The organism is Streptomyces sp. NPDC002868, assembly GCF_055563295.1.
Genome location: NZ_JBVHDR010000004.1, coordinates 314,183 through 339,168, shown reverse-complemented (window position 1 = coordinate 339,168; position 24,986 = coordinate 314,183). Strand labels below are relative to the sequence as shown.

24 protein-coding genes and 4 pseudogenes are annotated in these 24,986 nt (G+C 69.0%); 13 read left to right on the top strand and 15 right to left on the bottom strand.

Going from position 1 to position 24,986, the window contains the following annotated elements; all coding sequences use genetic code 11:
* Window positions 1–172 precede the first annotated feature (172 nt).
* The gene (locus tag ACZ3H8_RS15690; protein ID WP_467402296.1) at window positions 173–1,165 is read left to right on the top strand and encodes a potassium channel family protein; all 993 of its coding nucleotides are present in this window, start codon (window positions 173–175) and stop codon (window positions 1,163–1,165) included.
* A 39-nt stretch (window positions 1,166–1,204) separates the two neighbouring features.
* Here the strand turns inward: ACZ3H8_RS15690 and ACZ3H8_RS15685 are convergent.
* The 6 genes and pseudogenes from ACZ3H8_RS15685 to pdhA all read right to left on the bottom strand — a co-directional run.
* Window positions 1,205–1,624, bottom strand: a pseudogene (locus ACZ3H8_RS15685) (potassium channel family protein); the annotation flags it as partial.
* Window positions 1,612–3,021, bottom strand: coding sequence for a molybdopterin molybdotransferase MoeA (locus ACZ3H8_RS15680; RefSeq protein ID WP_467401905.1), 1,410 nt, complete (start codon window positions 3,019–3,021; stop codon window positions 1,612–1,614). The gene ACZ3H8_RS15680 and the pseudogene ACZ3H8_RS15685, both read right to left, overlap by 13 nt.
* Window positions 3,018–3,941 (bottom strand): NTP transferase domain-containing protein, encoded by a 924-nt coding sequence (locus tag ACZ3H8_RS15675; protein ID WP_467401903.1) that lies wholly within the window; start codon window positions 3,939–3,941, stop codon window positions 3,018–3,020. The genes ACZ3H8_RS15680 and ACZ3H8_RS15675 overlap by 4 nt, the downstream gene beginning before the upstream one ends.
* Window positions 3,942–4,077: 136 nt before the next feature.
* On the bottom strand, window positions 4,078–5,532 hold the full coding sequence (locus tag ACZ3H8_RS15670) for a dihydrolipoamide acetyltransferase family protein (protein WP_467401900.1): 1,455 nt from the start codon (window positions 5,530–5,532) through the stop codon (window positions 4,078–4,080).
* Window positions 5,532–6,536 carry an alpha-ketoacid dehydrogenase subunit beta gene (locus ACZ3H8_RS15665; RefSeq protein WP_467401899.1) on the bottom strand — a complete coding sequence of 335 codons (1,005 nt, stop codon included), beginning with the start codon at window positions 6,534–6,536 and terminating at the stop codon, window positions 5,532–5,534. The genes ACZ3H8_RS15670 and ACZ3H8_RS15665 overlap by 1 nt, the downstream gene beginning before the upstream one ends.
* Window positions 6,533–7,669 carry a pyruvate dehydrogenase (acetyl-transferring) E1 component subunit alpha gene (pdhA, locus tag ACZ3H8_RS15660; RefSeq protein ID WP_356223542.1) on the bottom strand — a complete coding sequence of 379 codons (1,137 nt, stop codon included), beginning with the start codon at window positions 7,667–7,669 and terminating at the stop codon, window positions 6,533–6,535. The genes ACZ3H8_RS15665 and pdhA overlap by 4 nt, the downstream gene beginning before the upstream one ends.
* Window positions 7,670–7,873: 204 nt before the next feature.
* Here pdhA and ACZ3H8_RS15655 point away from each other — a divergent pair, with 204 nt between their 5' ends.
* The gene (locus ACZ3H8_RS15655; RefSeq protein WP_467402293.1) at window positions 7,874–8,404 is read left to right on the top strand and encodes an Lrp/AsnC family transcriptional regulator; all 531 of its coding nucleotides are present in this window, start codon (window positions 7,874–7,876) and stop codon (window positions 8,402–8,404) included.
* 33 nt (window positions 8,405–8,437) lie between these two features.
* On the opposite strand, the gene ACZ3H8_RS15650 is transcribed toward ACZ3H8_RS15655, so the two are convergent.
* Entirely contained in the window at window positions 8,438–9,031 is a 594-nt protein-coding gene (locus ACZ3H8_RS15650) for a TetR/AcrR family transcriptional regulator (protein WP_467401896.1), read from the bottom strand.
* The gene (locus ACZ3H8_RS15645) at window positions 9,031–10,539 is read right to left on the bottom strand and encodes a 3-hydroxyacyl-CoA dehydrogenase (RefSeq protein ID WP_467401895.1); all 1,509 of its coding nucleotides are present in this window, start codon (window positions 10,537–10,539) and stop codon (window positions 9,031–9,033) included. The genes ACZ3H8_RS15650 and ACZ3H8_RS15645 overlap by 1 nt, the downstream gene beginning before the upstream one ends.
* Window positions 10,540–10,661: 122 nt before the next feature.
* Here ACZ3H8_RS15645 and paaN point away from each other — a divergent pair, with 122 nt between their 5' ends.
* Window positions 10,662–12,338 (top strand): phenylacetic acid degradation protein PaaN, encoded by a 1,677-nt coding sequence (gene paaN / locus ACZ3H8_RS15640; protein WP_467401893.1) that lies wholly within the window; start codon window positions 10,662–10,664, stop codon window positions 12,336–12,338.
* 87 nt (window positions 12,339–12,425) lie between these two features.
* Here paaN and ACZ3H8_RS15635 read toward each other — a convergent pair.
* From ACZ3H8_RS15635 to ACZ3H8_RS15620, 4 genes and pseudogenes are all read right to left on the bottom strand, one after another.
* A pseudogene (locus ACZ3H8_RS15635) lies at window positions 12,426–12,842 on the bottom strand (TrmH family RNA methyltransferase); the annotation flags it as partial.
* A 32-nt stretch (window positions 12,843–12,874) separates the two neighbouring features.
* Complete coding sequence (locus ACZ3H8_RS15630) at window positions 12,875–13,651, bottom strand: TrmH family RNA methyltransferase (RefSeq protein ID WP_467401890.1); 777 nt, start codon at window positions 13,649–13,651, stop codon at window positions 12,875–12,877.
* A gap of 71 nt (window positions 13,652–13,722) precedes the next feature.
* A pseudogene (locus ACZ3H8_RS15625) lies at window positions 13,723–13,892 on the bottom strand (flavoprotein); the annotation flags it as partial.
* A 23-nt stretch (window positions 13,893–13,915) separates the two neighbouring features.
* Window positions 13,916–14,395 (bottom strand): hypothetical protein, encoded by a 480-nt coding sequence (locus ACZ3H8_RS15620; RefSeq protein ID WP_467401888.1) that lies wholly within the window; start codon window positions 14,393–14,395, stop codon window positions 13,916–13,918.
* Between the two features lie 391 nt (window positions 14,396–14,786).
* Here ACZ3H8_RS15620 and ACZ3H8_RS15615 point away from each other — a divergent pair, with 391 nt between their 5' ends.
* The 5 genes from ACZ3H8_RS15615 to ACZ3H8_RS15595 are packed head-to-tail and all read left to right on the top strand — an operon-like array spanning window position 14,787 to window position 18,373.
* The gene (locus ACZ3H8_RS15615) at window positions 14,787–16,373 is read left to right on the top strand and encodes a sensor histidine kinase (protein WP_467401885.1); all 1,587 of its coding nucleotides are present in this window, start codon (window positions 14,787–14,789) and stop codon (window positions 16,371–16,373) included.
* A gap of 33 nt (window positions 16,374–16,406) precedes the next feature.
* Window positions 16,407–16,802 (top strand): roadblock/LC7 domain-containing protein, encoded by a 396-nt coding sequence (locus tag ACZ3H8_RS15610; RefSeq protein ID WP_307662284.1) that lies wholly within the window; start codon window positions 16,407–16,409, stop codon window positions 16,800–16,802.
* A gap of 3 nt (window positions 16,803–16,805) precedes the next feature.
* Window positions 16,806–17,198 (top strand): DUF742 domain-containing protein, encoded by a 393-nt coding sequence (locus ACZ3H8_RS15605; protein ID WP_307662285.1) that lies wholly within the window; start codon window positions 16,806–16,808, stop codon window positions 17,196–17,198.
* Window positions 17,176–17,769, top strand: coding sequence for a GTP-binding protein (locus ACZ3H8_RS15600; RefSeq protein ID WP_467401884.1), 594 nt, complete (start codon window positions 17,176–17,178; stop codon window positions 17,767–17,769). Before ACZ3H8_RS15605 ends, ACZ3H8_RS15600 begins: the two co-directional genes overlap by 23 nt.
* Window positions 17,762–18,373 carry a GAF domain-containing protein gene (locus ACZ3H8_RS15595; protein WP_467401882.1) on the top strand — a complete coding sequence of 204 codons (612 nt, stop codon included), beginning with the start codon at window positions 17,762–17,764 and terminating at the stop codon, window positions 18,371–18,373. The genes ACZ3H8_RS15600 and ACZ3H8_RS15595 overlap by 8 nt, the downstream gene beginning before the upstream one ends.
* Window positions 18,374–18,937: 564 nt before the next feature.
* Here the strand turns inward: ACZ3H8_RS15595 and ACZ3H8_RS15590 are convergent.
* From ACZ3H8_RS15590 to ACZ3H8_RS15580, 3 genes and pseudogenes are all read right to left on the bottom strand, one after another.
* A pseudogene (locus ACZ3H8_RS15590) lies at window positions 18,938–19,135 on the bottom strand (rRNA methyltransferase); the annotation flags it as partial.
* Window positions 19,132–20,394, bottom strand: a complete 1,263-nt coding sequence (locus tag ACZ3H8_RS15585; protein WP_467401879.1) for an HTTM domain-containing protein — start codon at window positions 20,392–20,394, stop codon at window positions 19,132–19,134. The pseudogene ACZ3H8_RS15590 and the gene ACZ3H8_RS15585, both read right to left, overlap by 4 nt.
* Window positions 20,391–21,278: a DUF5819 family protein gene (locus ACZ3H8_RS15580; protein ID WP_467401877.1), complete on the bottom strand. Its 888-nt coding sequence runs from the start codon at window positions 21,276–21,278 to the stop codon at window positions 20,391–20,393. Before ACZ3H8_RS15580 ends, ACZ3H8_RS15585 begins: the two co-directional genes overlap by 4 nt.
* Window positions 21,279–21,391: 113 nt before the next feature.
* Here ACZ3H8_RS15580 and paaA point away from each other — a divergent pair, with 113 nt between their 5' ends.
* The 5 genes from paaA to ACZ3H8_RS15555 are packed head-to-tail and all read left to right on the top strand — an operon-like array spanning window position 21,392 to window position 24,910.
* Window positions 21,392–22,357 (top strand): 1,2-phenylacetyl-CoA epoxidase subunit PaaA, encoded by a 966-nt coding sequence (gene paaA, locus ACZ3H8_RS15575; RefSeq protein ID WP_467401874.1) that lies wholly within the window; start codon window positions 21,392–21,394, stop codon window positions 22,355–22,357.
* The gene (paaB, locus tag ACZ3H8_RS15570) at window positions 22,354–22,644 is read left to right on the top strand and encodes a 1,2-phenylacetyl-CoA epoxidase subunit PaaB (protein WP_254372136.1); all 291 of its coding nucleotides are present in this window, start codon (window positions 22,354–22,356) and stop codon (window positions 22,642–22,644) included. The genes paaA and paaB overlap by 4 nt, the downstream gene beginning before the upstream one ends.
* Window positions 22,641–23,357 (top strand): 1,2-phenylacetyl-CoA epoxidase subunit PaaC, encoded by a 717-nt coding sequence (gene paaC, locus ACZ3H8_RS15565; RefSeq protein ID WP_467401870.1) that lies wholly within the window; start codon window positions 22,641–22,643, stop codon window positions 23,355–23,357. Before paaB ends, paaC begins: the two co-directional genes overlap by 4 nt.
* Entirely contained in the window at window positions 23,351–23,854 is a 504-nt protein-coding gene (gene paaD / locus ACZ3H8_RS15560) for a 1,2-phenylacetyl-CoA epoxidase subunit PaaD (protein WP_398990222.1), read from the top strand. Before paaC ends, paaD begins: the two co-directional genes overlap by 7 nt.
* Complete coding sequence (locus tag ACZ3H8_RS15555; protein WP_467401868.1) at window positions 23,855–24,910, top strand: 2Fe-2S iron-sulfur cluster-binding protein; 1,056 nt, start codon at window positions 23,855–23,857, stop codon at window positions 24,908–24,910.
* Window positions 24,911–24,986 lie beyond the last annotated feature (76 nt).

Genomic DNA, 24,986 nt, shown 5'->3' with positions numbered 1-24,986 from the left:
GGTACGGAAGCATGGTCGGCATGCTGAATGAACGGATCACTGCACGCGAGGGCCGGTCATGAAAGACGAGACGCAGTCGGCCGAGACGCGAAGACTCTCGGTTTTCCGGTCCCTCTGGTCCGGCACCCGGTCTGGGGGCCAGGTCGACGCTGACGCTGCCCGCACCGTCGTCATGCCGGTCATGGGCGTGGTACCTCCACTTCAGCAAGTCCTACGACGCCTCACCATGGCCCTGGGCGTGCTGCTGGCGACAGTGGCCATCGTCTACGTCGATCGCGGCGGCTACCACGACAATGCCAACGACTCGGTTGATCTTCTCGACGCCTTTTACTACGCGACAGTCACCCTCTCCACCACCGGATACGGCGACATCGTTCCGCATAGCGACAGCGCACGCCTGACCAACATCCTTCTCATCACCCCGTTGCGCGTGCTCTTCCTGATCATCTTGGTTGGCACCACCCTCGAAGTGCTCACCGAACGAACGCGGCAGCAGGCTCGCGTTCACCGTTGGAAGAGCCGCACCCAAGGCCACGTGGTCGTCGTCGGCTATGGCACCAAGGGTCGTCACGCCATCGCGACGCTGCTCGGCCAGGGAACCCCCAAAGACAAGATCGTCATCATCGACCCTCAGCAGAAGGCGGTGAAAGCCGCCAGCAGTGACGGCTTCGTAGCGGTCCTTGGGGACGCGACACGCTCCGAAACACTGCTGCAAGCAGAGGTGCCGCGCGCCGCACAAGTGATCATCGCTCCCGAGCGGGACGACACAGCCACTTTGGTCACTCTCACCGCGAGACAGCTCAATAGGCGAGCCGCCATCGTCGCAGCTGTCCGGGAAGACGAGAACGTACCGCTGATCAAGCAGAGTGGAGCCGATGCCGTAGTAACCAGCTCCAGTTCGGCCGGGCGGCTTCTCGGGCTTTCCACCATCAAGCCTTATGTGGGCACGGTGTTGGAAGACCTGATGACTTATGGCAGCGGGCTTGATTTGTCTGAGCGGCCGGTGACGGACGAAGAGACAGGCCGATCACCCCGCGAGTGCACGGACCAAGTCGTCGCTGTCGTGCGCAGGCGCGAGGTACTGGGCTACGACCACCCAGACGCCGCGACGCTCCGGCCCGGCGATCGGGTGATCACGGTGACCCGGACGAATTCACACGGCTGACCAGGCGTGGCTCGTGGCACATCTGGCAAACCGTTGACTCCAGCGGTTCAGCCGCCACTCGTCCCGGGTTCTCTCCGTGAGGACCTCGAGAGTCGTGCCGACCAGGATGATCAGAAAGAGCACGCGCAGCGGCGTCACGATCAGCACGTTGGTGAGCCGTGCCCCGTCGCTGTACGGGACGATGTCGCCGTATCCCGTGGTGGAGAGAGTGACCGTCGCGTAGTAGACGCAGTCGAGGAAGTCGACGGAATCGTCAGCGTTGTCGTGGTAGCCGGCTCGGTCGGCCCAGATGAGCAGCACCGTCAGAGCGAGCACCGCCAGAGCTATCAGCAGGCGTTTGCCAACCTGACGCAACGGGCGCTCGACGACGCGGCGGGGGAGTTTCACCCGGCTGGTGACCAGCTGCTCGTCGACATGCCTGGCCATGGCGTCATGGCCGGGAAGTTTCACGTGAAACATCCTCCCTCGGCGAGGGAGGGTGTCCAGGACGTCCACGGCAGATCGAGGACCTCCAGCTCGTCACCGGCCTGCGCGCCGCCCGGCGGCACGACGGCGAGTCCATCGGCGGCGGCGATACCGCGCAGCATGGCCGGCCCGTTGTAGTGCAGCGGCACAAGGCGGTCGGTGCGGTGCACGAACGGCACAAGGCGGGTGTCGTACGGATGCCCGTGCACCTCATCACGTACGGGCGCGCGATACGGGACGGGCGCCGGGCGGCCAGCGAGTCCGCGCAGCAGCGGCTCGGCAAGCGTGAGGAGCCCGGAGACCGCGGCCAGGGGATTGCCGGGCAGACCTACCAGATGCCTGGCCGGGAGATCGCCGTCCGCGGCGAGCCGGGCCAGCAGCATTGGATGGCCGGGGCGCACCGCGACGCCGTCGACCAGCAGCTCGGCGCCCGCCTTCCGCAGGACCGGGTGGACATGGTCGACCGGGCCCGCGGCAGTACCGCCGGTGGTGAGGATGAGATCGGCATCGGAGGTGGTGACGGCACGGTGGAGCGCTTCGGCGTCGTCGCCGAGGCGGCGTGTGGCGACGACATCGACGCCGAGGGCGCGCAGCCAGGGACCGACCATCGGCCCGAGGGCGTCGCGGATGAGGCCGTCGTGGGGGAGTCCGGCAGTGAGCAGCTCATCGCCGAGGATCAGGACTTCGACGCGCGGCCGGGCAACGGTGAGCAGTTCGTCGTAGCCGGCGGCTGCGGCGAGGCCGAGCACGGCGGGGGTCACGAGGGAGGCGGCGGGCAGGAGTTGGTCGCCCGAGCGGCATTCCTGGGCTCGCGGTCGGATGTCCTGACCGGGGATCACCTCGCGCTCGGCGTACAGCTGGCTCTTGTCCGCGTCGGTACGGGCATGCTCGCTGCGGATCACCGCTGTGGCCTCGGGCGGGATACGGGCGCCGGTGGCGATCCGTACCGCAGCCCCGTCGGGCAGCGGCGGGGCTTCACCGTGCCCGGCGAGAATCGAGCCGCCCACTTGAACGGTCCATGGTCCGGGGCCCGCGACGACCCAGCCGTCCATGGCGGAGGTGTCGAAGGAGGGCAGATCGCAGAGCGCGGTGAGCGGCTCGGCGAGCACCTGCCCGAGGGCCTGATCAAGGGGCACACGCTGAGTACGGCGTTGGGCGGAGCGCCCGATGCGCGCGGCTAGCGCGCGGGCTTCGGGCCAGGCGGTGGCCCGGTGCCGAGCTGTCGAAGGACCGCCGGCGGGGGCGGGGGCGGACTTTTGGTGCGTCTGGCGGCCGACCAGCGCGAGGGCCTCCTCGACGCCGTCCGACTCGGCCTCGTCGCTCCCGTTGAGAGGGGCACCGGTCACATCTGATCCGTCCGCCGCGTCGAACTCGTGGTCCCGACCGTTCATCCGGCGTCGGCCTGGTCCTGCTCGCCGGCCTTGGCGGGCTTGGCGGGCTTGGCAGACTCGGCAGGGCCCGCTTCCGGGGTGGCCTCTTCGGCCTCCTCCGCCCAGCGCGCGGCGAGCGCGGCCGCTTTACGGGCGGCCTCCGCGACCGCCGCCGGGCCGCCGCTGCCTGCCTGGGCCGCCGCGTACCCCACCAGGAACGTGGTGAGCGGCGCGGCGGGGCGGGCGACGCCGTGGGCGGCATCCCGGGCCAGGTCGAGCAGAACGCCTGTGTCGACGTCCAGTTCGATCCCGAGTTCGTCCTTGACTGCGGTAATCCATTCGTCCAGCACGTTCCCATGCTCCCGTATACGGGCCCGGGCTGCGGAGATGTCCTCCCAGGTGTCGCAGTCGAAGGAGGCGAGCGGCTCCGCGCCGATCCGGGCGAGGTCCAGTTCCTGCGTCAGCAGACGCAACGGCAGCCCGTTAAGACTCCCGTACTCGGTGGCGAGGAGGGCGAGTTCACGTCGCAGCGGTTCGGTGCGGTACGCGGCCACGAGCGGCTGGTCGCGGCCGCCCGCATCGGTGAGCAGCGCCGCCTCACGCCCGCTGGTGCCGAGCGTGCCGAGCAGCTGCCGCACCGTCCGCTCCCCCAGGAACGGCAAATCGGCCGAGAGCACGAGAACGGCCTGCGCCTCGACCTGCCGCACCCCTGCGTCCAGCGCGGCCAGCGGCCCGCCGCCAGGGGGCTCCTCGCGCGCCCAGACCACGGGGCGAGCGGTGGCCCGGCGCCCTCCGACGACAACGGTGCGCCCCGCGTCGCGGCACACCCCGAGCACCCGGTCGAGCAGGGCCCGCCCGCCCACGCTCACGGACGGCTTGTCGACCCCGCCCAGCCGCTTGGCGGCACCTCCTGCGAGCACGATGGCGTCATACGCGGTCATGCCTGAAGTATGGGCCGCGATCGCGTGGGCGGGGAGCCCCGAGTGGATCTCTCTTGCACCGATGGGATCTCTTGCAGACCTCGCTTGCAGACCTCGCTTGCAGACCTCTCTCGTGGCCTCTTCCTGTGCTGCCGGCCTACAGGCTGCGCAGCAGCACCGCCGGATGTTCCACGCAGTCGGCGACATAGCGCAGGAATCCGCCCGCCGTGCCGCCGTCGCACACCCGGTGGTCGAAGGTGAGCGAGAGCTGAACGACCTGGCGGACGGCCAGTTCGCCCTGGTGCACCCATGGCTTCGGCACGATCCGACCGACCCCGAGCATCGCCGCTTCCGGGTGGTTGATGATCGGCGTGGAGCCGTCGACGCCGAACACCCCGTAGTTGTTCAGGGTGAACGTCCCACCCGTCAGATCCGCCGGAGTCAGCGTCCCCTGTCTGGCCGCCTCCGTCAGCCGTCCGAACTCCGCGCTCAGCGACTCGGCCGAGCGGCTGTCCGCATCCCGTACGACGGGAACGACCAGGCCGCGCTCGGTCTGCGCCGCGAACCCGAGATGCACCGCGGGCAGGCGCACGATCTCCCTGGCGTCCATGTCCACCCTGGAGTTGAGTTCCGGGTGGCGGGCGAGGGCAGCCGTGCAGATCCGGGCGAGCAGCGCAAGGAGCGAGATCTTCGGACCGCCCGCGGCGTTCATCGACGCCCGCGCGGCCATCAGCTCGGTCGCGTCCGCGTCGACCCAGCACGTGGCGTCCGGTATCTCACGCCGACTGCGGGACAGCTTGTCGGCCACGGCTCCGCGTACGCCGCGCAGCGGTATCCGCTCACCGTGCGACGCGGCTGAGGCCGGGGCTGCGGCGACGACGCGCTCGGGCGCGGCAGGCGCCTCGGCGGCCCGCATCGCGGACTCGACGTCGGCCCGCAGGATCAGGCCGTCGGGCCCGGACCCCGTCAACTTCCGTAGATCGAGACCGTGTTCACGGGCGAGGCGGCGGACCAGCGGCGATATGACGGGCACGGGCCCGCCCTGCGCCATGTCCTCGACCGCCACGGCGCGCACTGCCTGCCGCTCGGGCTCCGCAGCTGAGGCCCCGGCCCCGGCCGGGGCCTCAGGCGTCGGCGCAGGAGCCACAGCCACAGCCGCAGCCGGTGCCGGGACCGCGGCGGGAACAGGCGCGGCGGGCGCGGCAGGCCGGATCCGGCGGCGGCGGGCGGCGGGCGCCCCCGTCCCATAGCCGACGAGAACGTTGCCGGACGACTCGTTCGAGGACCCCGACGAGCCCAAGGACCCGGCAGAGCCCGCGGCACCGGAGGAGCCGGCACCGGCCCCGCCGGAACCGGCCGACTCCACCGCCCCCACCGCAACCGTCAACAGTGGTGCCCCGACCGGTAGTTCCGCGCCCTCCTCGCCGAAGCGCGCGGTCACCACGCCCCCGTACGGGCACGGCACCTCCACCACCGCCTTGGCCGTCTCGACCTCGACGACCGGCTGGTCGATGGCGACGACATCGCCCACCGACACCAGCCAGCGCACGATCTCGGCCTCGGTCAGCCCTTCCCCGAGGTCCGGGAGCTTGAATTCGAGCACCTGAGCCATCAGCTCCCCGCCTCCCACTGCAGCCGTGCCACCGCGTCCAGCACGCGGTCCACTCCCGGCAGATGGTGCCGCTCCAGCATCGGCGGCGGATACGGAATGTCGAATCCGGCCACCCGCAGCACCGGCGCCTCCAGATGGTGGAAACAGCGCTCCGTCACCCGCGCCGCGATCTCCCCGCCCGGCCCTCCGAAGCCCGTCGACTCATGGACGACAACCGCACGTCCCGTACGCCGCACGGACGCGCAGACCGTCTCGTCGTCGAAGGGCACCAGCGAGCGCAGATCCACGACTTCCAGGTCCCAGCCCTCGGCCGCCGCGGCCTCCGCCGCCTCCATACAGACCGGCACGGAAGGCCCGTACGTGATCAGCGTGGCACTGCGCCCCGGGCGCCTGACCACGGCCCGGCCTATCGGCTCGACCGCCGACGGCGCCTCCGGCGACCACGCTGACTTCGACCAGTACAGCCGCTTCGGCTCCAGGAAGACCACTGGGTCGTCGGAGGCGATCGCGGCCCGCAGCAGCCCGTACGCGTCGTCGACCGTGGCCGGCGTGACGACATGGAGCCCCGGAGTCGCCATGTAGTACGCCTCTGACGAGTCGCTGTGGTGCTCCACACCGCCGATTCCGCCGCCGTACGGAACGCGCACGGTGATCGGCATCGGCATCCCGCCGCGCGTGCGGTTCCGCATCCGCGCCACATGGCTGATCAGCTGCTCGAACGCCGGATACGCGAAGGCGTCGAACTGCATCTCGACGACCGGCCGCAGCCCGTACATCGCCATGCCGACGGCCGTGCCGAGGATGCCCGCCTCGGCGAGCGGCGTGTCCGTACAGCGGTCCTCGCCGAACTCCTTGGCGAGCCCGTCCGTGACCCGGAAGACCCCGCCGAGCGCGCCGACGTCCTCCCCCAGCACGTGAACGGCCGGGTCCTCGGCCATCGCGTCGCGCATCGCGCGCTGCAATGCCTGCGCCATGGATGCGGGCTTCACCGCGGCCGTGGTCATCGCGCCTCTCCCTCCGCATCCAGCTCGGCCCGCAGCTGCGCCGCCTGCTCCCGCAGCTGACTGGTCTGCTCGGCGTAGACATGCGCGAACAGGTCCATCGGGTCGAGCACCGGGTCGGCGTTCATCCGCTCACGCAGATCCGCGGCCATCGTCTCGGCCGCGTCTGCCGCAGCCCGTTTGCCGTCCTCGTCGAGCAGTCCTCGCTCCGTCAACTCCCGCTCCAGCAGCCGGATCGGATCATGCGCACGCCAGGCCTCGACCTCGCCCTCGCCTCGGTAGCGCGTCGCGTCGTCAGCGTTCGTATGCGCGTCGATGCGGTACGTCACGGCCTCGATCAGCGTCGGACCGCCACCGCGCCTCGCTCGCGCGACGGCCTCGACGACCACCTCGTGCACCGCGGCCGCGTCGTTCCCGTCGACGAGCCGGCCCGGCATGCCGTACCCCACGGCCTTGTGGGCCAGCGACGGGGCGGCGGTCTGCTTGGCCAGCGGCACCGAGATCGCGAAGCCGTTGTTCTGCACGAGGAAGACGACCGGGGCCTGCCAGACCGCGGCGAAGTTCAGCGCCTCGTGGAAGTCGCCCTCGCTGGTCCCGCCGTCGCCGACCATGGCGAGCGCGACGACGTCGTCCCCCTTGAGCCTGGCGGCGTGCGCCAGCCCCACGGCGTGCGGCAGCTGGGTGGCGAGCGGGGTGCACAGCGGCGCTATGCGGTGCTCACGCGGGTCGTAGCCGGTGTGCCAGTCGCCGCGCAGCAGGGTCAGGGCCTGCACGGGGTCGAGGCCGCGCACCACGGCCGCGAGGGTGTCGCGGTAGCTGGGGAAGAGCCAGTCCCGCTCCTCCAGCGCCAGCGCCGCCGCCACCTCACATGCCTCCTGCCCGGTGCTCGACGGGTAGACGGCGAGCCGGCCCTGCTTGGTCAGGGCTGTGGCCTGGGCGTTGTACCTGCGGCCGCGTACCAGCTGCGCGTACAGCCGCAGCAGCAGCTCGGGGTCGGCCCCGGCTGCGGCGTCCGTGCCGAGCACGCGGTACGGCTCCGGGTCCGGGAGCAATGGTGCGGGGTCGGTCCGGGGCTTCCACGCCGGGGGCGGGGTGGGCCGGTAGGCGGCGGCACCGGGCAGCTCCTGGACCGTCATGCTGCTCTTTCTCAACGCGAGCACCTCCTCGTGGGAGCGACGACGAAGCGGCCCGAGTGTCGAGCGCCTCACCTACCGATTGTTCGGTCGTGGACGCATTTTGGCTACAGGCACCTTCAGCCTGTGGACAAACGGTTCTCCACAGCCTGAGATGGAGACAGGTCGTCCATGCTAGGAAGGCGGGGGGATATGGCAGCTGAACAAATGGCCGAGGGCGGGGACCGGGCGGAGCAGCCCCCTCCGCCGCGCCCGCTCGACGCCATCGACCGAGACATCCTGCGCATCCTGCAGACGGACGGTCGCGCCTCGATACGCTCCGTGGCCGAGCGGGTCCATGTGTCCCGCGCCAATGCGTACGCCCGGATCAACCGGCTCATCGACGACGGAGTGATCCGCGGTTTCAGTGCCCGTGTGAACCATGAACGCGCAGGTCAGGGCGCGTCCGCCTACATCACCCTCAAGATCGTGCAGAACTCCTGGCGCACGGTGCGCGAGCAACTGCAGGCGCTGCCCGGAGCCGCCCATATCGCGCTGGTCAGCGGCGATTTCGACGTACTGCTGCTGGTGCACACCCCGGACAACCGCACCCTGCGCGAGCTCGTCCTGACCAGGCTCCAGTCGATCCCTGAGGTGCTGTCCACCCGCACGCTGCTGGTCTTCGAGGAGACGGATCTCGACCCGGGGCCGGGGCAGGGGCCGGTTGTCGCGCCCGCTCCGGACGCCGAGCCACTGTAGGAGCCCCGGCAGCGCGAGGAGCCGCCGACAGCTCTAGGAGTCCGTGCGCAGGCCGTCGAAGGCGAGCCTGACGACCGCCTCGGCGACCTGGTCGCCGTCATAGCCGCCGCCCGGGTGCGGCCGGTACCACTCGACCAGGGAGTTCACCATGCCGAAGAGCAGCCGGGTGGCCAGCCGGATGTCCATGTCCGCGCGGAGATCGCCGTCCGCCGCGGCAGCCTTCAGCAGATCGGCGACCCGCTGGTCGAACTCCCGGCGCCGCTCCATGGCCCACCGCTCGGTCTTGGTGTTGCCCCGCACCCGCAGCAGCAGCGTCACATAGGGCAGCTCGGACATCAGCACCTCGACGGTGCGCCGGGTGACGTACTCGACCCGCTCGATGGCCCGCCCGCGGACGGCTCCCGGCTCCTCGAGGATCGCGAAGAGCGCCTCGAGCGCCCGGCTGACGGCGCGGCGCAGCAGTTCCTCCTTGCCCGCCACGTGGTGGTAGATCGAGGACTTGGAGATGCCGGCCGCCTTGGAGAGATGCTCCATGGAGGTGCCGTCGTAGCCGCGCTCGTTGAAGATCCGCACGGCGACGGTCAGCAGCGTCTCGGGGGTGTACGTATCGCGCTTGGCGGTGGTCATCAGGCGCCCTTCTGGGAGGTCGCGTACGACCACTGATGGAGCGCGAGGGACCGCGCGTAGCGTCCGGTCGGCACACTCTCGTGGAGATTGCCGAGCAGTTCCCAGGCCCAGTCGCGCCCCAGGCTGTCGTTCCATTCGATGGGCCCCAGGGGGTAGTTGACCCCCAGACGCATCGCCGTGTCGATGTCCTCCTTGGTCGCGACCCCCTTGGCGACCGCGTCCAGCGCCAGATCCCCGAGCATCGCGACGGTACGGGCGACGATCATGCCCGGTACGTCACCGATGACACTGACCTGCTTGCCGAGCGCCTGGAAGAGGCCGGTCGCCTGCCCGAGCGTGTCGTCCCCGACGTCGTCGGCGGCGGACAGGGCGATCCGGGTCGCGGACCGGTAGTCGAGTGCCAGGTCGAAGTAGACGACATCGCGGAATTCAACGGATGTCTGGCCGTCGGCGAGCACCAGCTGACCGCCGCTGGGCAGCACCAGCCGTGTTCCCTTGTCCTCGTCCTTCTGCCGCACCTCGATGCCCGCTTCCCGGATCATCGCGATCAGCTCTCCGGCGGGCTCCAGATCACCCTCGACCACGACGTACTCGGGAGCCCTGGCCGGCTCTGCCGTGTGCGGCGCGGGCTTCGGCGCCCCTTCGGCGTACGAGAACCAGCCGTGGCCGGACTTCCGGCCCAGGCGGCGCGACTCGACCAGACGGCGCTGCGCGAGGGAAGGGAGAAACTTGAGGCTGTGGAAGAAGGACTCCCAGACGGAACGGGTGACGGCCTCGTTGACGTCCTGGCCGATCAGATCGGTGAGCTCGAAGGGGCCCATTTTGAAGCCGCCGGATTCCCTGAGGACCGCGTCGATGGTGGCGGGATCGGTGCCGTGCTCCTCGTACACCGCGAATGCCTCGGCGTAGAAGGGCCGGGCTATGCGGTTGACGATGAATCCGGGCAGGTCGGCGCAGCGCACCGGGGTCTTGCCCCAGGCCGCCGCCGTCGCCCACGCGCGCGTGGCGGTCGCCTCGTCGGTGGCGTGGCCGCTGACGACCTCGACGAGCGGGAGCAGGGGCGCCGGGTTGAAGAAGTGCAGCCCGACGAAACGGCCGGGGTGTCTCAGGGCGCCCGCGACGGCCGTGACGGAGAGGGAGGAGGTGTTGGTGGCGAGCAGGCAGTCGTCGGCGACGATCTCCTCCAGCGCCGTGAACAGCTCCTGCTTGACCGCCAGTTGCTCGAGGACCGCCTCGACGACGAGCGCGGCGTCGGCCAGCTCGGCGAGGTTCGCTGCCGGGTGCAGACGGGCCCGTGCCGCGTCGCGCTCGGCGGCGCCCATCCGGCCCTTCTCGACCAGCCGGTCGAGGCGCGCGCCGATGGCATCCGCGGCTTCGCCGACCCGCCCGGGAACGGCGTCGTAGAGGCGCACGGGATGGCCTGCGGCGAGGGCGACCTGAGCGATGCCCTGTCCCATGGTGCCGGTGCCGACAACGGCGACGGTACGGCTCTGATCGATGGCGGTCATGGCGCGATCCTCCCCGATGAGTTATCCACAGGCTTGACAGGCCCCCTTGTACCGACCGATCGTTCGGTTACTCTAACTCTGTCATTCCTTCCCTGCCCAGCTCGACGAGGAGTTGGTCCTTCATGCAGCTGACCGAGACCCACCGGCCGACGCTCGACCAGGCCCTCGAGGTCATCCGCACACGCGCCTACTGGTCCCCGCATCCCGAGCACCCCAAGGCGTACGGCGAGACCGCGCCGGCCGACGGACTCGCGGCGTTCGAGGCCCTCCGTGGCACCCGCTTCGAGCTGGACCAGCCGGGCACGGACGGCTGGACGGGCGCCGAAGTCTCGCCGTACGGCCCGGAGTTGGGCATCGAGTATCCCCACCCCGACATCGACGTCCTGCTGCCCGCGATGCGCGCGGGCATGGCCGCCTGGCGCGAGGCCGGTCCGGAGACCCGAGCCCTGGTCTGCCTGGAGATCCTTTCGAGGATCAGCGCCCGCACCCATGAATTCGCGCACGCGGTGATGCACACCAGCGGGCAGGCCTTCATGATGGCGTTCCAGGCGGGCGGCCCGCACGCCCAGGACCGCGGCCTCGAGGCCGTGGCGTATGCCTACGAGGAGCAGACCCGCACACCCGCGGCCGCCGACTGGTCCAAGCCTCAGGGCAAGCGCGACCCCCTGGAGCTGCGGAAGACCTTCACCACGGCGGGACGCGGCATCTCCCTGCTCATCGGCTGCAACACCTTCCCCACGTGGAACGGCTACCCGGGGCTGTTCGCCTCCCTGGCCACCGGCAACCCTGTGCTGGTCAAGCCGCACCCCCGCGCGGTGCTGCCGCTCGCGCTCACGGTGCGGGTCGCCCGCGAGGTGCTGACCGAGGCGGGCTTCGACCCGAACCTGGTCTGCCTTGCCGCCGAACGACCGGGCGAGGGCATCGCCAAGACCCTCGCGGTACGCCCGGAGATCAAGATCATCGACTACACGGGGTCCACCAGCTTCGGCGACTGGCTGGAGGCCAACGCCCGGCAGGCGCAGGTCTACACCGAGAAGGCCGGCGTCAACACCGTCGTCGTCGACTCCACCGACAACTACAAGGGGATGCTGTCCAACCTGGCCTTCTCGCTGTCCCTGTACAGCGGCCAGATGTGCACCACCCCGCAGAACCTCCTCATCCCCAAGGACGGCATCACGACGGACGCCGGCCCCAAGTCGTACGACGCGGTGGTCACCGACCTCGCGGCCTCGGTGGGCGGCCTGCTCGGCGACGACGCCCGGGCGAACGCCCTGCTGGGCGCGCTGGTCAACCCGGATGTGAAGGCACGCCTGGACGGCGCAGCCGGGCTGGGCGAAGTGGCCCTGCCCTCTCGGAAGATCGCCAACCCTGAATTCCCGGATGCTGTCGTCCGTACGCCGGTGATCGTAAAGCTCGACGGCTCGCGGAAATTCTGGGACGGGGCCGACGCTGAGGCGGCGTATCTGTCGGAGTGCTTCGGCCCGGTGTCCTTCGCCGTCGCCGTGGACTCGACGGCCGACGCGCTGGAGCTGCTGCGGCGCACGGTCCGCGACAAGGGCGCGATGACGGTCGGCGCGTACACCACGTCGGCGGAGACGGAGCGCGCGATCGAGGACGTCTGTCTGGACGAGTCGGCGCAGCTCTCCCTGAACCTGACGGGCGGGGTGTACGTCAACCAGACGGCGGCGTTCTCCGACTTCCACGGCTCGGGCGGCAACCCGGCGGCGAACGCCGCACTGTGCGACGGGGCGTTCGTCTCGAACCGCTTCCGTGTGGTGGAGGTCCGCCGCCAGGCGTGAGACTTCGGCGATCTGCGCGTGTGTGCCGACGGCGAGGACCATGCTGTCGGCACGCACGCGGGGTCCGTCCGACAGCTGCGCTGTCGCTTACGGGTGCGGGATTTCCGCGTGCCGCTGCACCCACGCGTGCATGGCGATCGCCGCCGCCGCGCCCGCGTTGATCGAGCGCGTCGAGCCGAACTGCGCGATCGAGCACACCATCGTTGCGTGCTTGCGCGCCTCCTCCGTCAGCCCGGGCCCCTCCTGCCCGAAGAGCAGTACGCAGCGCCGCGGCAGCTCGGTGCGCTCCAGCGGCACGGCCCCCGGCAGGTTGTCGATACCGATGATCGGCAGATCCTCCGCCGCGGCCCAGGCCGTCAGGGAGGCCGTGTCCGGGTGGTGGCGCACATGCTGGTACCGGTCGGTGACCATGGCACCGCGCCGGTTCCAACGCCGCCGGCCCACGATGTGGATCTCCTTCGCCAGGAAGGCGTTGGCGGTACGCACCACCGACCCGATGTTGAAAGTTTCTGTTACACAACGGGTCTGGAGAGCTCTCAGCCATCCTGGGCGTCTGGTCCCTGTAGCGGACCGCCCCAGTGGAACAGAGCCATGGCCACGCTGGTCGCAAGGTTGTAGCTCGACACCTGGGGCCGCATCGGGAGGGCCAGCAGCTTGGTTGCCTGGCCCCGGAGCTCGGGCGAGACCCCATGCCGCTCAGAGCCGAATACAAGCAGCGCGTCACCAGGGATGCCCACAGACCTGATGTCCTCCCCTTCTGGGTCAAGGACGTACAGCGGGCCTGGTGGAAGATCACTGAAGGGGAGCCGTTCCACGGCGGTGGCGAAATGGAGACCCGCCCCCGCCCTCACCACGTTGGGATGCCACGGGTCCAGGTCACCGGTGGTAACCACACCTGTGGCCCCAAAACCGGCAGCAAGACGAACCACGGCTCCGACATTCCCGAGATTGCGTGGGTTGTCCAGAACGACGATCGGTGACGTCCGTGGCAGCCGGCCCAACCCCGCCAAGTTCGTCTGACGGCTGCGCCTGGTGGCCAGAGCGGCCACCTGCGTGGGGTGAACCCTCGGCACCAGTTCGCGCAGGGTCTGTACTGGTACCTCTACGACAAGATCCCGGATGCGGTCCGTCACGTCGTCGGCAAGCGAGGCAGCGAGCGCCAGGGCGGCCTCCTTGTTGCCGGTGACTGCGACTCGTACATCCGCCCCGAAACGAAGCGCGTGCTTCAGCGCATGGAAGCCGTCGAGCAGCACAGCATCAGGCGGGGCCTCACTCCACTGCCGTACAGCCCTCGTGGCATCGTCATCGCTCATCGCCTCAGGCTACGGCGCCGAACAGCCGCTCTCCCGCATCGCATAACGCCCATAGGGCCCGCTGCTCGGTGGCCTATGGCCCATTGATTGATCGTGTTGAACGTCCCAGTACGGCAACATCCGCCGGGGGCCACACGTCGGGGTCCTTGGGCAGCTTGTACCGGCTGCGCACCGGGTGCCCGGTCAGCTCCTCCAGGGCGGGCACCTGATCGTCCAGCCAGCGGGCGGCGGCGGGCGTCAGCATCTTGAATTGCCACGGCGGTGTCATCGTCTCGTGGTCGATTCGGGCACGCCGAGATCTCGGCGCATGACACGGCGGAGTTCGGCCACTGCCGAATCAAACCTGTTCTCCAGCTCGCTGTACGCCGGGCTCTCGATCACAGCGCCGTCCACGAGCAGGTCTCTCGTGTGCCTCAAGACCACGAACGCGGCGCGGGCGGCCTCAACGACATCTTGCGGGGCGATGATGGCCAGCTGGTGGCGGATCTCGTACGCCCCGGGCGCCAGAAACAGCTCGCGCACCCTCTTAGGGCGCTCGCTTGCAGGTATGTCTGCCTGCGCGCACTCGTGGAGCGCCGTTCGCATACGCGAGAGGGCAGCGGTGTAGTCGGCGTAGAGCTGCCTCCGCACGTCGAGACTCTGGCCGGCGCGCTCCCTGCGCCACCTGAGCCGATCGGCAATCAACGTCGAACCGACCCCGATCACCGCGCCAAGTGCCGTACTGACTGGCGATATCCACTCCATGGCAGCGGAGCCTAGAACGTCCGTTTGCCCGCCGCCCTGCAAGCGTACCTTGGACGTGCGCTCTGAGCTTGGGAATCACAAGGTCGTCACGGATCGTCCGCGGCCGCTGGTCTGCGCATACGCTCCGCACAGCTTGCGGCTGTCAGTGCCCTTGAGTTGTCGGCACTGCCCGTGAGTGCCCGCTCGTTCTGGCACGGATCGGCACGTTCTGGCTCGTTCAACCAGGAGTGCGTCACGGCACTGGGGCCAGTTCAGGGACGTGCGGACTGTCGAATCAATCCCCACGACCTCACCACCCGTGACGTGAGGTGCCGTTAGAGGTAACGTGCGCCGTACACTTTTCAGCCTGCTGGCCGATATGCAACCAGGGACTGTGATGCAGGATCGTTTGATGTTGCCCGCTCATGCCCACCAGGAGATAGTGTCCGCCGACCCTCAGGCGTGGCATGTCCCTGACATCGTGGGCGCGGGCAAGGCAGTTGAGCGCCACATGGTGCTTCTGGCGGTGTTGCCTGCCGTGCTGGTCACGATCACCGGAGCCGCAGCCGCTGCTCTCCTGTTCACCGCAGGCGTGGGCCACGTCGACAAGAGCGCCTTCTGGGGTCTGCTCAATGGCACGCTGCTGCTCGTCTGCATGATCCTCTCGGGCGCAGCGTTCATCGCCGCCGGGAAGGCGCGGGCCGTGGCACGCCGCCATATCGAGTTGAGCTCGTTCGCGGCACGCGGCCAGGCCGAACTGGCTAAGTTGCAACGGCAGATGGAGCCTGGGCAACAGCTGACAGAAAATCAGCGGCATCAGTCCGGCCCGTTGCCCAAGCGGACGGGTGATGCGCTGGATCGGCTGGGGCAAGAGATCGCATCCGCCCAGCGCGTTGCCGAGGCGACTGTGGTGGAGCTCGGGGCACGGGAGCGTGGCGGCGAGCACTTCGAGGTCTTCGCCAATCTGGCCCGAAGGCTGGAGTCTCTCGTGCACCGCGAGATCGGGCTGCTGGACGACCTGGAGAACGAGGTCGAGAACCCGGACCTGCTCAAAGGCTTGTTCCATGTGGACCACCTGGCCACCCGTATCCGGCGATACGCCGAGAATCTGGCCGTGCTCGGCGGCGACGTCTCCTATCGCCAGTGGACCCGACCGGTCAGCATGGCCGATGTGATGCGTTCCGCGGCCGCCGAGATCGAGCAGTACTCGCGGGTCAAGATGGTGCCTCCGGTGGACGGGACGGTGAGCGGGCACGCGGTCGTCGACGTGGTCCACCTGCTGGCGGAGCTGGTGGAGAACGCCACGGTGTTCTCCCGTCCCCAGACCCAGGTGCTGCTGCGTGCCGAGCACGTCACCGCCGGGCTGGCGATCGAGGTCGAGGACCGCGGTCTGGGCATGACCTCCACTGAGCGGGACCAGATGAATGCCCTGCTCGCCTCCCCTGAGGGGATCGCCTTGGGCGAGCTGCTCCAGGACGGTCGCATCGGCCTGTATGTGGTCTCTGTGCTGGCCCGGCGGCACGGCATCGTCGTACAACTCCAGAGCAACGTCTACGGCGGTACACAGGCGGTGGTGGTGCTGCCGCACGAGCTGCTGGGCCGGGGCCCGGACGTGGTGGAATCACGGCAACAACAGTCGGACCTCACTCCCGCCGCCCCTCATGGACACGCCGACGACTCGACGGAGCAGGCACTTGCGCCGGACACGTCTGTCGCTCGGGGCCCGGTACCCGCACCGGTGGCCGAACCACTACTCGCCCCCGTCGCGGCTCCCACGCAGGGAGATGCTCCCCCCGTACTGCCCCAGCGGCGCCGTCAGGAACACCTCGCCCCGGAATTGCGGCAGTCCCCCCACGCTGCCGTGGCGCCCAAGGAAGACGATCACGATCCCGGCTTGATGGCCGCGTTTCAGAGCGGCGTCCGCCTGGCTGAGGACTCCGAGGAAACTGACACCTCCCCGTCCCTCGGCGGGGAGCTCCGACCGGACCCGGCCCCCTAGCAGTTTCACGTCATTGAGGAGAAGTGGGCAATTGTGGTGAGCGAAGATCTCTCTTGGCTGTTGAGCGGCCTTGTGCAGCGCGTACCGCATACGCGGAGCGCACTGCTGTTGTCCTCGGACGGTCTGGTGATGGCCTCGGATGGAATGGACAAAGACGCGGCGGATCATCTGGCGGCCCTCGCCAGCGGGCTCTACTCTCTGGCGCGCAGTGCCGGCAAGCGATTCGATGACGGCGATGATGTGCGGCAGATCGTGACCGAACTCAGCAGCTCGCTGCTTTTTGTCTCCGCGGCCGGGCAGGGCGCCCTGTTGGCAGTGCTGGCCGGGCGCGAGGCGGATGTGCCAGTGCTGGGCTACGAGATGACCATGATGGTGAAGAGCGTCCGCAGCCACCTGGGGGCCGCTCCCCGTCAGCCGGCGGGGCAGTGAGAGATGCCGGATGACCCGGACGATCCGCATAGGCCGTTGCTCGATGATGCCCTGGGGCGGCTGGTTCGGCCGTACACCGTCAGTGACGGACGCACCAGACCCACCTGCCAATTCGACTTGATGACCATGGTGGTGGCCACGGGTACCGTGCTGCGGACCAACCTCGGATTGGATCACGGACATGTGCTTGACCTGTGTCGGACGCCGGTCACGGTGGCTGAGATCGCGGGGCACACGCGCATGCCGGCAACGGTGATCAAGGTGCTGCTGTCCGACTTGGTGGAGCGTGGGGCGGTCGTCACACGGCGCTTCGACATGGGAACACGGGGGTCATACTCTCCCCCCGATCTAGATCTATTGGAGGCGTTGCGGGATGGGCTCCTCAAACGGCTCTGAGGCACCCGGCGCCGACTCCCTTCCGATGGGGATCAAGGTTTTGGTCGCCGGGGGTTTCGGGGTGGGCAAGACCACCTTTGTGGCAGCAGTGAGCGAGATCGAGCCGCTGAGCACGGAAGAACTGCTGACCGAGGTCAGTGCTGCCACGGACAGGTTGGAGGGCGTGGAGAACAAGGCCACCACCACGGTCGCGATGGACTTCGGCCGGATCACCGTCAGCCCCCACCACGTGCTCTATCTGTTCGGCACGCCCGGTCAGGAGCGTTTCTGGTTCATGTGGGACGAGATGTCCGCCGGTGCGCTCGGTGCGGTAGTGCTCGCCGACACCCGTCGGCTGGACCACAGTTTCGCGGCTGTCGACTTCTTCGAAGCACGTGGCATCAACTTCGTCGTCGCGGTCAATGAGTTCGACGGGGCGCACCGCTATGAGCCGGAAAAGGTGCGGGCGGCGCTGGACCTCAAGCCTGAGGTCCCGGTGGTCCTGTGTGATGCTCGCCTGTCCAGCTCGGGTATTCGGGTTCTACTTTCCCTCGTGCAGCATCTGATCACTTCAAGGAGTTCGCATGGCTGAGATGGTGTACAGGTCTCCCTTCGGAGGTGACATAGCGATCGCCGTACGTCATCTGCTTCTCCCTCCGGAGGACCCTGAGGCAGAAGCCCGGACGCGCCGACTTCGGGAACTGGGGATCGAGGACAAGCCCGTTCCGGAGTTCGATGACTTCGCGCGTGAACTCGCGCAGCGCACCGGGGGGTGTTACGCGGGGGTCAACTTCCTTGTCGACGAGAGCCGTCAGTACTTCGCGGGCTTGTACAGCGCGGCCGCCGACACAACCGTGAACCTGGAGTCCCCCCTTCTCGACGATCCCGTGCCCGGCCGGGTGATGCCTCGTGACTTCGACATTGGTTTCTGCCCGCATGTGGTCAGGCGGCGCAAGGCTCTGGTGCTGGAGGATGTCCGCGACTATCCACGCTTTGCCGGGAACCACGTGGTCGACGCCATCGGGATCCACTCCTACCTGGGCGCTCCGCTGATCGACAACACGGGCATGGTGCTGGGCACGATCTGCGTGGTGGACCAGGATCCGCATCCCTGGGGTCAACAGGGGCTGGAGACTATCAAGACGATGGCGGCCGACCTGGTGGAGCGCATCGAGCGGCGGGCGCACGGCTCGTGAGGAAGCCTGTTTGAGAGAGGGTCTTCGGCCACCGGCAGGAGCGGGTACGTCTTGTCAGCGGCTGTGCCCGGCCGATCCACCCGCAGCGGTGGGAAGACCAGGTGGACGCGCGCACGGGGGACGTGTGAACCATGGTTGATCGCGGTTCGCCGCCCGATCTGGTGCGCACCGGGTGCAGCACTCGTGGAGTGCTTGCCGTACTGACGGTGCGGACGGTGCCCTGGGCGTCGCACATCCTGAGGATACGACGAGCCCAGTCTGCGTGCCCCGGCAATGCCTCGGACCGGAGAACGCCATCTGGCACGTCATCGGCCCGGCTGTCGGCGCGGTCTCGCGACCGTCCTTCTGGTTCGGATCTGGTGCAAGGCGCTTAGCGCCGTTCAGACAACAAAGAAGCCCCGGGCCGCTGGCCCGGGGCTTTCTGTCGGAGCGGGTGACGGGAATCGAACCCGCGCTCTGAGCTTGGGAATCACCGGCGGTTCGTGGCACTTCGCAGACCTGACCAGGCAGAACAGGGCCTTGAACCCGGTCTTGCGTCTACGACGTTGGACCGCTGCTCCGGAGCCGCCGTGTGTCCAGGTCGGCGACGATCGCCTCGCGCGTCCAGTACCTGTAGTGGTCGGCCACATTGCGCCGGTCGCCCTCGGCCAGCAGCTGGGGGTCGTACCGCCCGTCCTGCGGCCACGGCAGCGGACACGGCCCGACGCCGACCTCGGGGCTGTAGGCGTCGTCGTACTGAATCGGTTCTTCGGTGGTGCTCACCCGACGAGCGTACGGGGCTGGTCCGGGCTACCCCGCCGCTGCTCCAGCCGCCCCGCGACGTCCGCGCGCGAGAACAGCCGGTCCCGCCCGCGCGCCGCCCGCCCGCCGAGCCAGATCAGGAAGGCGGTCGGCAGGAAGACCGCGTCGGCGGCGATCATCGCGAGTGAGAAGAAGGGCAGCCCGAGCAGTACGGCGATGGCCGCGTGCTCCAGCATCATGGCGGCCAGCAGGACGTTCTTGACTCGCCGGTTGAAGAGCGTGAACGGGAAGGCGACCTGCACGATGACCGTGCCGTACGTCAGCACCATCACCATCACGCCACCGGAGGCGAGGAGGTCGGAGAGGGCCGGCCAGGGCGTGAAGTAATCGAGCTTGAGCGGGTAGTAGAGCGCGGTGCCGTCCTGCCAGCGGGAGCCCTGGATCTTGTACCAGCCTGCGGTGGCGTAGATCAGACAGACCTCGGCCATGATCACGACGAGAGCGGCGTTGTGAGCAAGGTTGGCGAGAACGTCCAGCAGGGTGCGCAGCTCGCTGTTCGGCGCGTATCGGCTCACCATCCACCACAGCCCCAGCCCCACCCAGAGCACCCCGAGCAGCAGCAGTACGAGCCAGCCGGTCTGGTTCAGGAATGTGGCGATGACCAGGGCGAGTCCCAGCACCGCCCAGAGCACGGGGCCGACCCGGTCGCGGGACGGCCTGCCCGGCGCTTCCTGCGTGCCCTGCACCGCCGACCCACCCGGTACTCCCTGCGCGTCCGGTTCGGCCGCCACCCCCGGCAACGCTCGCGCCGCGCGCCGTGCGTCCAGGGACCAGACCTGCCCGCAGCGCGTCAGGACCAGATAGATCGCCATCAGATGGATGACGTTGTCGCCGCCGTCGCCCATGAAGATGGAGCGATTCTGGAGCGAGAGCACACCGATCATGAAAAGCACGGACATGGTGCGGGTACGCCAGCCGAGTATCAGCAGCACGCTGGACAGCACGGCGAGGCCGTACACGACCTCGAACCAGAGAGTGGTGTCCGACCAGATGAGCGCGGTGAAGGCGTCATTGCCCGCTATGAGCTGCCGCGCCATGTCCCAGCTCCACGGACCGTTGGGGCCGTACATCTCATGACGATTGGGCAGCTCACGCAGCAGGAAGAGCAGCCAGGTGGCGGCGAAGCCGATCCGGACGACGGCGCTCTGGTACGGACCGAGGGCCGTGGAGGTGATGCGCTGGACAGCGCGCGCGACCCCGCGGTCGGCGGTGTCGTTCACGTGCCCGCCTCCGTCCGGCCGTTACCGACACCCTCGGGCAGATCCGCGGCGGTGACTGTCCACCAGGGCAGAACCCGGTAGGCGGGGCGGGTGTCGATCTTCTCGTCGCTCCACTCCGGGGCCTTGACCGAGCGGGTCGAGGACCTGAGCTGGATGCGCTCGACGGATCTTCCCAGGTCGTGCGCGTCGAGGCGCATCATCACAATCCTGCGGACATATCTCTCTGAGAGCTGGCCGCGCACGCCGTTGGCGCGGTTCTCGTTGTCGTGGGAGTTGATGTAGAAGTCCCACGCCCGGCGCAGCTCGTTCTGCTGGACATGGCTGGGGAGGAGATTGCCGCGGATCGCCTCGCCGTCCTCGGCGGTGAGGTCGATCCAGTCGGTGGTCTTACGGCTGCCGTCGGTGGCCGTGAACTCGGCCTTCACCTGCACGGCGACGTTCTGCTGGAGCGGGTTGGGGGCGAAGAGCTTCCAGTTCTGCTCGAACTCGGGGTAGACCCAGCCGTCGACCGCCTTGCCGTACTGCTTGGTGACGGTGTTGGACGGGGCGACGTGCAGAAACACCATGGCCAGGTGGACGCAGGCGAGAGCGCCGATAATCGCGAGCGAGACGGCGGCGGCGACCTGGTAGGGGAGGGAGAGGGCCGCCATGCCGCGGACGGGGGCGGGCTCGGGGGCTGCGGGCTCGGCGGCGTCGGGGGGCGCGACCGGCGGAAACCGGTGCCAGTGCTCCTGCTCAAGCTGGTGCTGGACCTCGGACTCGACCGCGGGTTCGAATTCAGGGTGGGATTCGGGCTGCGTACGGGCCTTGGGGACGCGGCCGGGCCGCGGCTCGGAGCTCAGGCTCCTGGCGCCGTTGACGTCCTCGTCCTCGTAGGAGTCCATCCCGCCCCGATCCCCATCGGTCCACCTCAGTTATCCACAGGGTTGACACCCTACGGGCCGTCGACCCACCATTGAAGTCAATGAACCGAACGATCGGTCGGTAGGGGGCCCGGATGACGGCAGTGACTGCGGATACGTACGAGGCGGTTTTCGACGCCGCCGTAGCCGCCGATGAGCGCATCGAGCCGCGCGACTGGATGCCCGATGCCTACCGGGCCACGCTCGTCCGCCAAATGGCTCAGCACGCCCACTCCGAGATCATCGGCATGCAGCCGGAGGCGAACTGGATCACGCGGGCGCCCTCGCTGCGCCGCAAGGCGATCCTGATGGCCAAGGTCCAGGACGAGGCGGGCCACGGGCTGTATCTGTACAGCGCCGCCGAGACCCTGGGCACGAGCCGCGAGGAGCTGCTCGACAAGCTCCACGCCGGCCGCCAGAGGTATTCATCGATCTTCAACTACCCGACGCTGACCTGGGCCGATGTCGGCGCGATCGGCTGGCTGGTGGACGGCGCGGCAATCACCAACCAGGTGCCGCTCTGCCGCTGCTCCTACGGTCCGTACGCCCGCGCGATGGTCCGGATCTGCAAGGAGGAGTCCTTCCACCAGCGCCAGGGGTACGAGCTGCTGCTCACCCTCTCCCGTGGGACGCCCGCCCAGCACGAGATGGCGCAGGACGCGGTGAACCGCTGGTGGTGGCCGTCGCTGATGATGTTCGGCCCGCCGGACGATGAGTCAGCACACTCGGCGCAGTCCATGGCCTGGAAGATCAAGCGGCACTCCAATGACGAGCTGCGCCAGCGCTTCGTGGACATCTGCGTACCGCAGGCCGAAGCCCTCGGCCTCACCCTCCCGGACCCCGATCTGCGGTGGAACGAACAGCGGGGCCACCACGACTTCGGCGCGATCGACTGGGCCGAGTTCCAGGACGTCCTCAAGGGCAACGGCCCCTGCAACGAACAGCGGATCACGCAGCGCCGCCGGGCCCACGAAGAGGGCGCCTGGGTCCGGGACGCGGCCGCGGCGTACGCCACGAAACACCAAGCACAGCACGCGAAGCCCGGGGAGGCGACGGCATGAGCAGCTCGACCGACTGGCCGCTGTGGGAGGTCTTCGTGCGCTCGCGCCGCGGGCTGTCCCACACGCACGCGGGAAGCCTGCACGCCCCGGACGCGGAGATGGCCCTGCGCAACGCCCGCGACCTGTACACCCGGCGGAACGAAGGCGTGTCGATCTGGGTGGTTCCCTCCACGGCGATCACCGCGTCCTCGCCCGACGAGAAGGACTCGTTCTTCGAGCCGGCCGGCGACAAGCCCTACCGTCACCCGACCTTCTACGAGATCCCGGAAGGGGTGAAGCACCTGTGACCGCGACGGCCAATGCCGCGGCGCTCGCCCTCGGCGACGATGCGCTGGTGCTCTCGCACCGGCTGGGGGAGTGGGCCGGCCATGCGCCCGTCCTGGAGGAGGAGGTCGCCCTCGCGAATATCGCGCTGGACCTGCTGGGGCAGGCGCGGGTGCTGCTCTCCCTCGTCGGGGACGAGGACGAGCTGGCGTATCTGCGCGAGGAGCGGGCGTTCCGCAATCTCCAGCTGGTCGAGCAGCCGAACGGCGACTTCGCCCACACCATCGCCCGCCAGCTCTACTTCTCCCTCTACCAACGACTGCTGTACGGGCAGCTGACGGCGGGGAACAGCGAGTTCGCCGGGCTCGCGGCCAAGGCGGTCAAGGAAGTGGCGTACCACCAGGACCACGCCGAGCACTGGACCGAGCGGCTCGGCGACGGCACGGCCGAGAGCCATGAGCGGATGCAGCGGGCGTGCGACGCGCTGTGGCGGTTCACCGGCGAGATGTTCCAGCCGGTCGAAGGGCTGGACGTCGACTGGCAGGCGCTGGAGGCCGGTTGGCTGGAGGCCGTCACCGCCGTGCTGGAGCGGGCGACGCTGTCCGTGCCCGACGGGCCGCGGGCCGGCGGCTGGGCGGCTGGCGCGGGACGGCAGGGTCTGCACACCGAGTCCTTCGGGCGGATGCTGGCGGAGATGCAGCATCTGCACCGCAGCCACCCGGGGGCGTCATGGTGACCGACGTGACTGAGACGCGACTGGAGGCGGAGCTGCGCAGGCTCGCCGGCTCCGTGCCAGACCCTGAGCTGCCGGTGCTGACGCTGGAGGAGCTCGGCGTGCTTCGCGGGGTTCAGATCCTCGGGCCCGGCAGGGTCGAAGTGGAGCTGACCCCGACCTACACCGGCTGCCCGGCGATCGAGGCCATGACCTCGGACATCGAGCAGGTGCTGCATGACCACGGAATACCGGACGTCTCGGTCGTCAAGGTCCTCTCCCCGGCCTGGTCGACAGATGACATCAGCGCGGAAGGACGGCGCAAGCTCGCCGAGTTCGGGATAGCCCCGCCCCGCCCGCACACGGCTGAGGGGCCGGTGCCGCTCACTCTCTCCGTACGCTGCCCGAACTGCGGCTCCACCGATACCGAGCTGCTGAGCAGGTTCTCCTCCACCGCTTGCAAGGCACTGCGCCGCTGCGTCAGCTGCCGCGAACCCTTCGACCACTTCAAGGAGTTGTAGATGTTCCATCCGCTCCGGGTCAGCGAGGTCGAACAGCTCACGGACGATTCGGTGGCGGTCACCTTCGAGGTGCCGCCCGAGCTGCGCGAGACCTTCCGCCACACCCCCGGCCAGCACCTGGCCCTGCGCCGGCTGGTGGAAGGCGAGGAGATCCGTCGTACGTACTCGATCTGCGCCCCGGCCGCCCCGGCCAACGGTGATCCGATACTGCGCGTGGGCATCCGGCTGGTCGACGGCGGCGAGTTCTCGACGTTCGCGCTCAAGGAGCTCGGTGTCGGCGACACCGTCGAGGTGATGCCGCCGATGGGCCGCTTCCTCCTCGCCCCGCGCCCCGGGTACTTCGCAGCGGTCGTCGGCGGCAGCGGCATCACCCCGGTGCTGTCGATGGCGGCGACGCTGCTGGCGCGGGAGCCGGAGGCCCGGTTCTGTCTGATACGCAGCGACCGTACCGCGGCGTCGACGATGTTCCTTGACGAGGTCGCCGACCTCAAGGACCGCTTCCCGGACCGTCTTCAGCTGGTCACCGTGCTCTCCCGGGAGGAACAGCAGTCGGGACTGCCGTCCGGACGACTGGACCAGGAGCGGCTGACGGGGCTGCTGCCCGCCCTGCTTCCGGTGACCGACGTGGACGGCTGGTTCCTGTGTGGCCCCTTCGGCCTGGTCCAGGGCGCCGAGCGCGCGCTGCGCCGGCTCGGGGTGGACCGGAGCCGTATCCACGAGGAGATCTTCCATGTCGACGACGGCTCGGCGCCCGGGCCGGGGCCGGTGACCGCGCCGGCCCATGCCGAACTGACCGCGACCCTGGACGGCCGTTCCGGCAAGTGGCCGGTGCGGGAAGGCGAGTCACTGCTGGAGACCGTGCTGCGGAGCCGCTCGGACGCGCCGTACGCGTGCAAGGGCGGGGTCTGCGGTACCTGCCGGGCCTTCCTGGTCTCGGGCGAGGTGCGCATGGACCGCAACTTCGCGCTGGAGGCGGAGGAGACCGAGGCGGGCTATGTGCTGGCCTGCCAGTCTCATCCGGCCACACCGGAAGTGGAGTTGGACTTCGACCGCTGAGCAGGCCCTGGGTCGCTCCCTCCCACGCTGTGTTCTTTTTCAAGAACCTGTTCTATCTTGACGGTCCGTCAGATAC